The organism is Sphingobacterium sp. KH_072, from assembly GCF_057837975.1.
In genome coordinates this window covers 1427441-1439940 of sequence record NZ_CM174457.1, presented here as the reverse complement: position 1 = coordinate 1439940, position 12500 = coordinate 1427441, and the positions used below count along the sequence as shown (strand labels likewise).

The 12500-nt window shown below is 41.3% G+C and carries 12 protein-coding genes; 3 read left to right on the top strand and 9 right to left on the bottom strand.

All coding sequences use genetic code 11. The features are described from left to right. Positions 1–45: 45 nt before the first annotated feature. Positions 46–1317, top strand: coding sequence for a glutaminase (locus AC3IRT_RS06655; protein ID WP_489395622.1), 1272 nt, complete (start codon positions 46–48; stop codon positions 1315–1317). A gap of 205 nt (positions 1318–1522) precedes the next feature. Here the strand turns inward: AC3IRT_RS06655 and AC3IRT_RS06650 are convergent, their stop codons facing one another. The 6 genes from AC3IRT_RS06650 to lepA all read right to left on the bottom strand — a co-directional run bounded on the left by AC3IRT_RS06650 (position 1523) and on the right by lepA (position 6325). Beyond that, complete coding sequence (locus tag AC3IRT_RS06650; protein ID WP_489395621.1) at positions 1523–2050, bottom strand: ferritin; 528 nt, start codon at positions 2048–2050, stop codon at positions 1523–1525. Positions 2051–2229: 179 nt separating this feature from the next. After that, positions 2230–2589, bottom strand: coding sequence for a hypothetical protein (locus AC3IRT_RS06645; RefSeq protein WP_489395620.1), 360 nt, complete (start codon positions 2587–2589; stop codon positions 2230–2232). Positions 2590–2673: 84 nt separating this feature from the next. Continuing rightward, complete coding sequence (locus tag AC3IRT_RS06640; protein ID WP_489395619.1) at positions 2674–3093, bottom strand: SH3 domain-containing protein; 420 nt, start codon at positions 3091–3093, stop codon at positions 2674–2676. A gap of 25 nt (positions 3094–3118) precedes the next feature. Further along, positions 3119–3595 (bottom strand): hypothetical protein, encoded by a 477-nt coding sequence (locus tag AC3IRT_RS06635; protein WP_489395618.1) that lies wholly within the window; start codon positions 3593–3595, stop codon positions 3119–3121. A 25-nt stretch (positions 3596–3620) separates the two neighbouring features. After that, a complete protein-coding gene (locus AC3IRT_RS06630) occupies positions 3621–4505 on the bottom strand; it encodes a bifunctional 5,10-methylenetetrahydrofolate dehydrogenase/5,10-methenyltetrahydrofolate cyclohydrolase (RefSeq protein WP_489395617.1) in 885 nt (294 codons plus the stop codon). Between the two features lie 29 nt (positions 4506–4534). Continuing rightward, positions 4535–6325, bottom strand: coding sequence for a translation elongation factor 4 (gene lepA / locus AC3IRT_RS06625; protein ID WP_489396111.1), 1791 nt, complete (start codon positions 6323–6325; stop codon positions 4535–4537). A gap of 133 nt (positions 6326–6458) precedes the next feature. Between lepA and AC3IRT_RS06620 the strand changes: the two genes are divergently transcribed. Further along, entirely contained in the window at positions 6459–8165 is a 1707-nt protein-coding gene (locus AC3IRT_RS06620; protein ID WP_489395616.1) for a M3 family oligoendopeptidase, read from the top strand. A 67-nt stretch (positions 8166–8232) separates the two neighbouring features. Next, a complete protein-coding gene (locus AC3IRT_RS06615; protein WP_489395615.1) occupies positions 8233–8412 on the top strand; it encodes an LPXTG cell wall anchor domain-containing protein in 180 nt (59 codons plus the stop codon). A gap of 62 nt (positions 8413–8474) precedes the next feature. On the opposite strand, the gene AC3IRT_RS06610 is transcribed toward AC3IRT_RS06615, so the two are convergent. The 3 genes from AC3IRT_RS06610 to AC3IRT_RS06600 form a co-directional block, all read right to left on the bottom strand. Then, complete coding sequence (locus AC3IRT_RS06610; protein WP_489395614.1) at positions 8475–11336, bottom strand: M16 family metallopeptidase; 2862 nt, start codon at positions 11334–11336, stop codon at positions 8475–8477. 141 nt (positions 11337–11477) lie between these two features. Beyond that, the gene (locus AC3IRT_RS06605) at positions 11478–11906 is read right to left on the bottom strand and encodes an adenylyltransferase/cytidyltransferase family protein (RefSeq protein WP_489395613.1); all 429 of its coding nucleotides are present in this window, start codon (positions 11904–11906) and stop codon (positions 11478–11480) included. Between the two features lie 13 nt (positions 11907–11919). Next, complete coding sequence (locus AC3IRT_RS06600; protein ID WP_489395612.1) at positions 11920–12411, bottom strand: adenylyltransferase/cytidyltransferase family protein; 492 nt, start codon at positions 12409–12411, stop codon at positions 11920–11922. Between the last annotated feature and the right edge of the window lie 89 nt (positions 12412–12500).

Here is a 12500-nt window from a genome sequence, read left to right as displayed (position 1 = left end):
AGCATGTACAAAATGCTTTATGTACTATCACCATACTTTACTTAAATGAATACACCCGTTCCTGATTACCTTGCTGATCTATTGCGAAATTGTAAAGCTGCCCACGGTGGCGAACTGGCAGATTATATTCCAGAACTCGCTTCGGCCGATCCAAATAAGTTGGCGGTAGCATTGACCACCTTAGATGGTTTGGTTTATAGCGCAGGCGACGCCGACTACGAATTTAGTATCCAATCGATTTCTAAAGCTTTCACGTATGCGTATGTCATCGAAGAGGTCGGTCTTGATAAGGTAATGCAGAAAGTGGGTGTCGAACCTTCTGGTGAAGCTTTTAATGAAATTTCGCTGGATCAGACCGACGATCAGATAAAGCCCAAAAATCCGATGATTAATTCGGGTGCTATTACGATACATTCCTTGATTCCTAAAGCAGAAAACTCGTGCAGAGCAGAGACTGCACGACAGTTTTTCAGCAAGTTGGCCGGTCGTGAATTATCTTTTGATCTAGCTATTTTCCATTCGGAAAAAGAAACAGCATTCCGCAACCTATCGATTGGTTATTCGCTAAGAAACTTTAATATTTTAGAAAGTGATCCCATTGAAATTGTAGAAAGCTATGTTAAACAATGTTCGATCAATGTGACGGTAAAGGATTTGGTCAATATGATGAGCGTGCTGGTGAATGATGGTATTCTTCCCCGAACAGGTGAGCGCATCTTGAGCCATAATACGGTTCGCCAAGTATTGACAGTGATGACTACTTGCGGTATGTACAATGCTGCTGGTGATTGGTTGGCCACTGTCGGGATTCCTGCCAAAAGTGGTGTTTCGGGTGGTATTATTGGCGTTCTCCCCGGTCAGGTCGGACTTGCTGTATTTTCCCCTAAACTAGATCGCTATGGAAATAGTGTGCGTGGCATAGATATTATGCAACAAATGTCGCGTGATATGGGCTTACATTTGCTCGAAGGTGTTCCGTCATCGCGCGTGATTGTAAATGATCACGATGTCGAGCAAATAAAAGCGGGTGTAAAAATGTACAAACTACATGGTGTTTTGCAATTTACGGATGCTGAGCGTTTGTTACGTAAGTTACAGGAAGAAGATCAAGACAGTGGTACTATCATTTTAGATTTGAGCCATATCTCGTTGGTTAATGACGTAGGTAGGCGTATGTTGCTTGACGGTATCGACCGATTGAAGGCAGATGGACATGATGTGGCATTAGTGGATCCCGAAAAAATTGTACCTAATGCAAAAACACAGTTAGACTTTGAACCTAGAATTTATGAAAATTTAGAGGATATTTCTAAGTAAGAAGGTCACCTCGCCTTATTTGTGTTACCATTTAGAAGTCAATTACCCACGAAAAAACTTCCTCAGAATGTAGTTAGCTTAAACGCATAAAAAAATGGTAGCAAGCCATTACTTGCTACCATTTAAACTTGCACTTCTTCTATTGATCTAATATCTCATCAAATAGGTAAGATCTTAGATAGAAACTGTAAAATAATCTTTTAAATTATGCTTCGTCGAAAGTCACTTTTACCAAGTGCTTGTCAATTTCCCACTGGCCTGTTCCTTGTTCACCAATGACATCAAACAACTCGATGATACGACGTGCTACATACTCTTCTTCTACTTGCTCTTCGAGAAACCATTGAACGAAGTTAAAAGTAACATAGTCCTTAGATTTCATACATAAGTCAGCAATATTATTGAACTGCTCAGTTACAAACATTTCTTGCTCTAAAGTTTGCTCAAATACACCGCGGAAAGACTCGAAGTCTGTAGGTACATTCGTGATCTCTGGAGAAACTGCACGCCCACCACGATCACCCACGTACTTGAATAACTTCAGCATGTGCGTACGTTCCTCATCCGATTGACGTGCGAAGAAAGCTGCCGCGTTGTCAAATCCTTGATCGTCACACCAGCTAGACATAGCTAGGTACAAAGCAGATGCATGTGCTTCAACTTTGATTTGTGCATTCAATATGTTTTCTATCTCTTCTACTAAAGAAGATTTCAATTTTAATAAATCTTTCATGTTCTGTCTTTTTTAGAAAAACTAAATACATCGTAATAACAGGATGCACTTTGCTTTTGTTTGATACAAAGATACTGCAGCAGGAAACAATTAGGATGAAAAAAATACAATACGAATTCAGTCTAAATTACACCTTAGATCGGTAAGTTCTTTAGAATCAGTATAATTATAAATGCGATTTAGGCAATCACACAACCACGACGCAAACAGCGTTTTACTTCGCTATTCAACTGGATCATAAACTTGGTACCCGACAATATCTCTCTTAAATTGAGGATATCAGATACATTAAGCAGATAGCATCGCTCCGTACGAAAAGGCATGACAATTTCGAAGTCGTATGATCTAGAAGACTCGGATAGCATGGCTTCGATGTCAATCGAATCGATACGTTTTTTCAACAAGAAAAGATCGGAAATCTTAAAAGCGGTTGTTGATCCCTGAAATTCCAACCAATAGCAGTTTTGACGGCTGCACTGGTACACCACACCGTGTTCTGTATCGAACACCTTTTCCACATTTGCTAACGGACAGATCATACTTATCTAATTGGAACAAATCTAAATACTATTTGGAATAAATCCAAATCATATCCGATAAATATCCAAAAAAATGATTTAATCCTAAACTGACAAATAATCGCTGTAACAGTAACCTTCTATTTGCTCGGTCACTTTCACCAGACACCAATTTTGATTGGTAAATCCCAATACCTGTACGCTATCACCTTGCTTGAGTTCGGCTACCACCAGTTGGTTGACACCCGGACCGCGACGCACAGCCACAAAGGGTTCGTCTATACAGTTTACCCGAGCTACGTTCAGTATGTCATCTACCTGCACGGTAAGTTCTAAGGCCAGATCTTCGGAAATATAATTGGGATCGATCCGATTATACAAATCCCAAGCCTTATGCTTGGCATCTACAGAAGAAGCGACACCTGAGATGTGCAATACATTATTTTCCTCTTGAATCTCTAATTGCTCTACTTTTAAAGAATGTAAGAGATCAATAAGCGTGGCATACTTAGAAGTTAATAGCATAGGTAGAATAATGTAATGTATGGTATTAATCGTTGTGCAATAACTCGTCTACTTTACGACTCGCTCTTTGTACAGAAGTATCCACCGCTGCTCCTGTTTTACGAGCTGCCTTCTTGGTGGCATTTACAGCATTATCTGCCGCCTTTTTAGTATTTTCCCAGATACCGGTTGCTTTGTCCAAGGCTTTTTGCGCTTCGCTTTCCGCCTTCGCATCACCGCGTTGTTTTGCGTCGGCCAAATCTTTTTTGGCTTGTTCTACGGCTGCTTCCGCTTTATTTACTTCTTCTTTAGCAAGTTCGCTAGTACGTTCGGCACTTTGCTCCACTTTTTCAATAGCATGATCCAAACGTTGCCCAGGAGTGGTAGATAGTGTATCTGACTCCGTAGTGATTGAACTATCTTGTTGTTGATTTTGATTGCAACCGACTAACATAGTTGCAGAAAGTGCGGCGATTAAAATAATAGGTTTGCCCATGAGCGTAATGATTAAGTTTACGCTCATACTAGGGCAATTTTTATACCAAAGATTAGTCTTTATAAATCGTGCCTTTGGCAGCTTCGAGTGTGTTTTTTAGCAAGCCAACAATCGTCATCAAGCCAACACCTCCCGGAACTGGTGTAATCCAAGATGCTTTTGGTGCTACGTTTTCATAATCCACATCACCAAATAATCTGAAGCCCGATTTGGTTTCTGTAGATGTCTCGCGGTTGATACCCACATCGATCACGACAGCCCCATCTTTAACCATATCTGCTGTTACGAAATTTTTCTTGCCGATAGCCGCAACGACGATATCGCCTTGCAATACTTCATCGCGTAGGTTTTGCGTGCGGCTGTGGGTGATCGTTACAGTACAGTTTCCTGGTTGCGTATTGCGTGCTAGCAAGATACTCATCGGCGAACCTACAATATTACTTCTACCTACGATAACCGCTTTCTTGCCTGCTGTATCAATATTATAATGTGCTAACATTAGCATGATGCCATACGGCGTTGCCGGAATGAAACAAGGCAAGTTGCGCTGCATCCGACCCAAGTTTACTGGATGAAAACCATCTACATCCTTGCGGTAATCGATCGCTTCTGTAATTTTTTCTGGATCAATATGCGGTGGCAATGGCAATTGTACAATCAAACCATCAATAGTGGCATCTGCATTGATTTCTTCAATCTTAGCAATCAATTCCGCTTCGCTGATCTCCACACCATATCGAATATTGGTCGATTCAAAGCCCACCAACTCACAGTTACGCATTTTACTGGCCACGTAAGTCTCGCTTCCACCATCATTACCCACTAAAATAGCGACTAAATGAGGTTTACGACCCGTTTCCTTCAAAAATTCGGCAGCTTCCTGCTTGATATCCTCTTTAATTTTGGCCGATACGACTTTACCGTCTAGTAATTGCATGCTGTATAATTTATGATCTTAAAAATAGATTAGTCCAATTTGAGAACCGCCATAAACGCCGATTGTGGAATCTCCACATTACCTACCGAACGCATGCGTTTCTTTCCTTTTTTCTGTTTCTCCAATAGTTTACGCTTACGGGAAATATCACCACCATAACATTTTGCGGTTACATCTTTACGTAATGCGGAAATGGTTTCACGTGCAATGATTTTTGCACCGATGGAAGCTTGAATACGAATTTCAAACTGCTGACGCGGCAAAAGTTCTTTTAGTTTTTCACAGATTTTCTTACCAAAATCGTACGCATTACTCCGGTGAATAAGCGAGGATAGCGCATCCACAGGTTCATCATTCAGACGAATATCCAAACGAACCAAATCGGATGTGCGGTAGCCAATCTGATGATAATCAAACGAAGCGTAGCCCTTGGATATTGTTTTTAGCTTATCATAAAAATCGAATACAATCTCTCCCATCGGCATTTCAAAGACCAGCTCCACACGATCAGAAGTCAGATAAGATTGATTGACTATCGTACCGCGTTTCTGAATACATAAAGACATTACTGGCCCAACAAAGTCAGATTTTGTGATAATGTTGGCTTTAATGTAAGGTTCTTCGATCATATCGAGCTTACTTGGATCGGGAAGATCGGATGGATTGTGCACCACAATTTCTTCCTTGTCTTTGGTAAGATAAGCTTTGTACGACACGTTGGGTACGGTGGTAATCACCGTCATATTGAACTCGCGCTCCAGACGCTCTTGGATAATCTCCATGTGAAGCATTCCCAAAAATCCACATCGGAAACCAAAACCCAATGCAGCAGATGATTCTGGTTCGAAAACCAAGGAGGCATCATTCAACTGCAGGCGATGCATGGATTCTCGCAACTCTTCGTAATCTTCGGTATCTACCGGATAAATTCCGGCAAAAACCATCGGTTTTACCTCTTCGAATCCCTGAATTGCAGAAGAACAAGGACGTTCTTTGTGGGTGATGGTATCGCCAACTTTCACTTCTCTGGCTTCTTTAATTCCCGAAATAATATAGCCTACGTCACCGGTTTTAACCACATCTTTAGCCACTTGATTTAGCTTCAATGTTCCGATTTCGTCTGCAAAATATTCTCTCCCTGTAGCCACAAACTTTACTTTGTCGCCCTTACGTATTTCTCCATTAACGACTTTGAAGTACGCCATGATACCACGAAACGAATTGAATACCGAATCGAAGATTAAGGCCTGCAATTCGCCCTTCGGATCGCCTACTGGCGCTGGAATACGATCTATAATGGCGTCCAGAATATCTGGAATACCCATTCCTGTCTTACCAGAAGCTGGAATGATATCTTCGCGCTTGCCACCAATCAAATCGACGATCTGATCTTTCACTTCTTCAGGCATCGCTCCGGGCAAATCCATCTTGTTTAAGATCGGAATAATCTCTAGATCGTGCTCGAGTGCCAAGTATAAATTGGAAATAGTCTGTGCCTGAATACCTTGCGAAGCGTCAACAATTAAAAGCGCACCTTCACAAGCAGCGATAGAACGAGATACTTCGTATGAAAAATCGACGTGCCCGGGTGTATCTATTAGGTTAAGCGTATATTTTTGTCCATCACGCGTGAAATCCATCTGGATTGCATGACTTTTTATGGTGATTCCGCGCTCTCGCTCGAGATCCATGTTGTCCAATAATTGCGCCTGCGCTTCGCGCTGCGTAATGGTGTTGGTGAATTCCAACAATCTATCGGCCAAGGTGCTCTTTCCGTGATCAATGTGCGCGATGATGCAAAAATTGCGTATATTCTCCATACTAGGGTCTACCGTCTCTCTTTTTATAATCGGCAAATATAGGTATTTCGATGCGCTTTTTCGCATGCTACACCCAGCAATTGAGCTATCTAAAAAATAAGTAATTTCGTGCATAATCACTTATATAGATAATATGAAGACGACACTGGCAAAGCCAAGAACATATGTACCGCAGGACCTGCCTATCGTGTGGGAGAATTTACATCTCTTATATGCCGAATTACAGCAGCGTGAAATCGTTGATTTATCGGCCTTAGAGCAGTGGATGCTAGATCGCAACGAGCTCGACGCCGTATTGCAAGAAGATCAGGCTTGGCGCTATATCCAGATGACTTGCCATACGGATAGCGAAGAATATGCGGAGAACTTTCGCTATTTCACCACGGAGATCGAGCCGAAAATCGCTCCGATCCACAATGAATTGGATCAGAAACTGATGGCACATCCATTGACCATGCAATTGGATCAAGATCGTTATTTCATCTATCTGCGTAAAGTCAAAAAATCTTTAGAGATTTTTCGTGTAGAGAATATCCCGTTGTTTACGGAAATGCAACTGCAGCAACAAGCTTACCAAGCGATCGTTGGTGCTATGACAGTCATGCTAAATGGCGAAGAATACACCATGCAGCAAGCATCTGTACGATTGCTTGATATCGATCGTACCATCCGCCAAGAAGCTTGGGAAGCTATTACATCAGTACGCTTAGCACAAACGCAGGCTCTCGAAGATATATTTCAAGATTTGCTGCGCCTACGCCATCAGGTGGCATTGAATGCGGGATTTGAAAATTACCGTGATTATATGTTTGTTGCAATGGGTCGATTTGATTACAGCGTAGCGGATTGCGAAGCATTCCATACCGCTGTGGCAGATCATGTTGTGCCTGTATTGCAAAAACTAGCCGACGAGCGCCAACAAAAACTGCAATTAACCACATTGAAACCTTGGGATATGCAGGTCGATCCGGAAAATTTGCCGCCATTAAAGCCATTCCAATCTGGCGAAGAACTAATTGACAAGACCGAACAAGCTTTTGCGAATCTGCATCCGTATATGGGTCAATGCATCAGCACGATGAAAGCGAATGGATTATTCGATGTAGAAAGTAGAAAAGGCAAAGCACCCGGTGGTTATAATTATCCGCTATACGAATCTGGTGCGCCTTTTATATTTATGAATGCCACGGGCACGATGCGCGATCTAACGACGATGGTACACGAAGGCGGACATGCCATCCACACATTTATTAGTTCGGAACTCGCATTAAACGATTTCAAGGATGTACCTTCGGAAGTAGCAGAGTTAGCTTCGATGTCGATGGAACTCTTGTCGATGGAACAATGGCATTATTTTCTTCCGGACGCTGCAGATCTCTCGCGTGCCAAGAAAGAACAGTTGGACGATGTGCTCTCGACCTTGCCTTGGGTGGCTACGGTCGATAAATTCCAACATTGGCTGTACACGAACCCCACTCATAGTCTTGCGGAACGCGCCGACGCGTGGAAAAGCATTTATCGCGAGTTTGGCCATGGTTTTGCAAACTGGATAAGCTACGAAAAAGCGGAGCAATACCTATGGCACAAGCAGCTTCATATCTTTGAGGTTCCATTTTACTACATCGAATACGGTTTTGCCCAATTGGGTGCCATTTCTGTATGGAAAAATTACCTCACAGGTCGTGATAGCACGCTGGCACAATATCTAGCAGCATTGAAACTTGGATATACACAACCTATTGGTAAAATCTATGAAACTGCTGGTGTTCGATTTGATTTTTCGCCGGATTATGTAGAGAATCTCGTGAGATTCATCGAAATAGAACGGAAAAAAATTTAATTGGCATTACTATTGCTTTTTAATGCTAATTTGAGTAGATTCAAATTGGTTATTAAATCGTATTATTATGAAAAAATGGTTGTGTGGGTTGGTCTTGAGTGGGTTTCTTTCCAATTTGGTTGCGCAAACTACATCTGTGAATCAAACTGAATCATCACCAACCGGTTATGTTTTAATTGGCATTCTGTTGCTGGCTATTGTGATATTTATGTTGTACCGGCGACAAAAGAGAAAATTCAACGATTAATGTACATAAAAAAGGGCTTTCATATGAAAGCCCTTTTTCGTAAAACACTATTTACCAACCGCTTATTTAGCATCTGGCAAAAGAATGAATCGAAACAATTTCGCCTCATCCAAATATTTGTTAGCTACTGCTTTCACCGACTCCACAGTCACGTTTTGTATATCCTCTTGGAGGTTGACAATAGATTTGAAATCCTCCTCGTTACTGATCACATCATTCAATGAATTAAGCCAAAAACGATTGTCTTTCAAATTAACTTCGTGTTGACGTTTTTGCTCAATAAAGAATTTATCCAAATCTACTTGCGTCGGTCCATTTTCTTTCACCTTACGAATTTCGTCCAATGCAGACTGAATTAGTGATTCGTACCGATCCACACCAGTACCAAATCCGATATGGAAGCCATATCGTCCACTTGGTTGTTTACGATAGCTAGCACTTGCACCCGTACCATATACACCACTTTCGTCTTCACGCAAACGCTCAATCAGTTTAATCGACAAGACCGACTCGAGTGCGTCCATATTCAAGTTTTCTTTCTCATTGTAGGCATAATCACCATAAAAAGACAAACGTACTTGAGCTTTTTCTTCCTTGCCTTTATGTACGATTTTCTCGAATCCAGTTGTTGGTTCTAAGATATTCAAATCTTTTGCAGTGTTATCTCGTTTTTGCGATGGCAATGAAGCGATGTATTGCTCAATTAAAGGTGTGATTTCCTCATCGGTAAATGAGCCAACAATCATAAAGGTAAAATCAGATGCGTCCGCAAATCTTTCTTGAAAAATGGAAAGTGATCGCTGTTGATCGATAGACTCTATATCTGCTACGTTTGCCGGATTACGTCGTACATTATCGCCGTACAAACTTTTTTGTATGGTTTCGCTGAATACGAATGAAGGATTGTTTTCGCGATTTTCCATCGATGATACCGCACGGCTAATCGTACTTTTGAAGACATCATCTTCTATGCGAGGTTCTGTGAAATAGCCGTAAATCATTTCGAAAGCTGTTTTCAGCCCTTCCTTATCTGCCGAACCAGTTAGTCCCTGCGTCCGTTCTCCGATAAATGGGCCGATATTGGCTTTTTTGTCGGAAAGATATTTTTGCAATTCCACCGTAGTCATCTGTCCTAACCCGCTGCCATTTACTAGTGAAGCGGCATTGGAAGCATTAAAATAATCGGCATCCGCATACAGTGAAGTACCACCAGGACCAAAAGCATGGATTAAAATTTCATCGTTTTTAAACTTGGTCGGTTTTAGCACTACTGTTGCGCCATTACTCAATTTCCAAGTTTTCGCTTCAATCACATTCAGATCTTTATGATCTACTATCGCACCTTTTGCAGGTTCTGAGGCTAGTAATGGTAAATCAGAAACTTTATCATCGTACGCCGTTAACGTTTCCTGATTCACTTCTTGAAACCAAGCGCTTACAGCTGCTTCATCTGGTAAATTGGCTTTTTCCTTATCGGGAGCCAAAAATAATACATCACGATTCTGATCTACATAATATTGCTTGCCAATAGCTTCGACCTCACTTAATGTTAAGGTCGGCAATAATTCTTTGGTGATTTGATAGCTATCATCATCACTCAAGGCAGGATTGTCTTTTAGAAAATGACTTAAGTAAGCATTAACATAGCTGTCGGAACGACGTTTGTCGCGCTCGGTGTAGGCACGTTCATTATTTTTTTGCATAGAAACGACCGTACGAGCAAACTCTGATTCCGTAAAACCGAATTGATCCACTCGATCCAGCTCGCGCACGACAGATTTAAACCCATCTCCAATAGCACCTGGCTTAGCCACAAAATAGGCAGAAAGATTATCTAATCCACCCAAAAATTCACTAATACCGATACCACCTTGCAAAAATGGTGCGTCAGCAGATTGCATCAATTCGCTCAGTCGGCTATTGATCATTTCGTTGTAGGTAGATTTGAGTAAGGAACGTCGGTAATCACCTACCGTTTTAACTTGTTCTTCTGGATGTTTTATGAAAATCTGACCCACGGTATATTGCATTTCGGGATCGGTGACTACCATAAACTGATTTTTATTCAGCAAATCAACCGTATACTTCTTGCGATCCTGTGGAGATTTTGATTGTTTCATGTCGCCAAAAAGGCGCTTGATTTCCTGCTCGATCATTTGAGGATCGATATCTCCAACCACGATGATGGATTGCAAATCTGGGCGATACCACTTCTGATGGAATTCCCGAATGGTTTCTGGTTTAAAATTCGTGATAATAGCTTCTTTACCGATCGGCAAACGCTCCGCATATCGAGATCCATTGAGCATCAAGGGGAAATATTGATCGCGCATCCGTTGCTGCGAACCGCGAGAACCGCGCAATTCCTCTAACACCACGCCGCGTTCTTTATTGATCTCATCTTCATCTAGTAATGCATCTTGCGCCCAATCGCGCATTACTTGCAAACCATTTTTCAACAGTTCGGGATCATCAGAAGGAATAGGCAACTGATATACGGTTTCATCGAAGCTAGTATATGCATTGAGATCACTACCAAAACGTACCCCGGCACGCTGTAAATAATCCACTAATTCATTTTTTGGAAAATGCTTCAATCCATTGAAGTTCATATGTTCTAAAAAATGTGCTAATCCTAGCTCTTTCTCATTTTCTAAAATAGAACCCACTTTTACGGCAAGATACATCGTAACTCGGTTTTCGGGTTCTACATTTTTACGAATATAGTATTGAAATCCATTTTCTAATTTTCCGGTAATGACCCCATCATCAAATGGCAAAGGTTGTGTCCATGAAGTGGTGTCTTGTTTTAAAATTTGCAAAGCCTGTGGATGCAATCCTGTCGGAACTTTGTCTAGCGCCTTTGCCTGTGCGCCCAACGCAGGTAGTAGGAAAGCCAGCGCTAATGGTTTAAGTATTCTCATGTTAGTTTGGTTTCGAAATTGAATGGAAGCAATTTATCAAAATTGCAGGAAATTTGCAATACGCAAAAAAGGCACTCTTTAGGAATGCCTTTTATATGGTATGATATATTAGCTTGCGCCTAATCTCCTGTTAATGAGGCGTTATGACATCAGCTTGGCCGCTTGCTTTTCGGCAACAATTTTTCGCAGCGATCTGGCGGAGAAACGGTGCGCCCGATTAACATAGCAAATTTCGATACCAGCTTCTTGGCAATACTCCTTACCTGTGAATGGCCCATTTTCATATTCACTCCCCACAAAGCGAATATCTGTTGGGATTGTTTGCAATAAATCCATCAGATCATCATCATTCTCGAATGGGATAATCTCATCTACGCTGGGATTACCTTCCAACTGTATAAAACGCTCTACAAGCGATTGTACGGGTTTACTCTTTCGAGCTGCATCGATCTGTCCGTTGGTGCACAAACCAACGATCAAATAATCGCACTGTTTACGTGCTTGTGCCAAAAACATGATTTGCCCTGCGTGCAACATATCAAATGCACCAAATGTAATTCCTACCTTCATCACCTATCCTCCTCTATCCTTTATGCAAAACTTTTTTAATATTATTCTGATGAACCAAGGGCTCTTTGAATGGTAAGATTGTTCCTTCCATTTCGCCTTGCTTTTCAAATACAATTTGTCTTAAAGCGGAGCTCGAGAAACGGTTTTCGCGGCGATTGAAATACAAGTCAATCCCTTTTTCTTCACAGTAAGATCTACCAGTAAAGTTCTTATTTATGTATTCATCACCTAAGATGCGTACATGAAACTTGAATGAACGTAAGATATCATCCAAATCTTGCTCAGTAGCATATGGTATAATCTTATCTACGTGTTTACAACCTTTCAATTGAATATAGCGCTCTACTACCGTTTGTGTGGGCTTATTTTTTTCCACTCTATCTAAGGTCGGGTCTGTCTGCAGACCACAAATTAAATAATCACATTGATCTTTCGCATCTTCCAACATCTTTACGTGGCCAGCGTGTAATACGTCAAAAGAAGAGAATGTAATTCCGATTCGCATAATATTTCCTAGTTATAGTATCTAACAATTTTCTTTATATCTTGATCAGGCTTTGCGCCTGGCTTTTTTTATTTCTTGGGACCCTTCTA

What these genes read in the sequence shown, in the direction of transcription:
- AC3IRT_RS06655 (WP_489395622.1), top strand. Translation starts at nt 46, where the DNA reads ATGAATACACCCGTTCCTGATTACCTTGCTGATCTATTGCGAAATTGT.
- AC3IRT_RS06650 (WP_489395621.1), bottom strand. Translation starts at nt 2,050, where the DNA reads ATGAAAGATTTATTAAAATTGAAATCTTCTTTAGTAGAAGAGATAGAA.
- AC3IRT_RS06645 (WP_489395620.1), bottom strand. Translation starts at nt 2,589, where the DNA reads ATGATCTGTCCGTTAGCAAATGTGGAAAAGGTGTTCGATACAGAACAC.
- AC3IRT_RS06640 (WP_489395619.1), bottom strand. Translation starts at nt 3,093, where the DNA reads ATGCTATTAACTTCTAAGTATGCCACGCTTATTGATCTCTTACATTCT.
- AC3IRT_RS06635 (WP_489395618.1), bottom strand. Translation starts at nt 3,595, where the DNA reads ATGAGCGTAAACTTAATCATTACGCTCATGGGCAAACCTATTATTTTA.
- AC3IRT_RS06630 (WP_489395617.1), bottom strand. Translation starts at nt 4,505, where the DNA reads ATGCAATTACTAGACGGTAAAGTCGTATCGGCCAAAATTAAAGAGGAT.
- lepA (WP_489396111.1), bottom strand. Translation starts at nt 6,325, where the DNA reads ATGGAGAATATACGCAATTTTTGCATCATCGCGCACATTGATCACGGA.
- AC3IRT_RS06620 (WP_489395616.1), top strand. Translation starts at nt 6,459, where the DNA reads ATGAAGACGACACTGGCAAAGCCAAGAACATATGTACCGCAGGACCTG.
- AC3IRT_RS06615 (WP_489395615.1), top strand. Translation starts at nt 8,233, where the DNA reads ATGAAAAAATGGTTGTGTGGGTTGGTCTTGAGTGGGTTTCTTTCCAAT.
- AC3IRT_RS06610 (WP_489395614.1), bottom strand. Translation starts at nt 11,336, where the DNA reads ATGAGAATACTTAAACCATTAGCGCTGGCTTTCCTACTACCTGCGTTG.
- AC3IRT_RS06605 (WP_489395613.1), bottom strand. Translation starts at nt 11,906, where the DNA reads ATGAAGGTAGGAATTACATTTGGTGCATTTGATATGTTGCACGCAGGG.
- AC3IRT_RS06600 (WP_489395612.1), bottom strand. Translation starts at nt 12,411, where the DNA reads ATGCGAATCGGAATTACATTCTCTTCTTTTGACGTATTACACGCTGGC.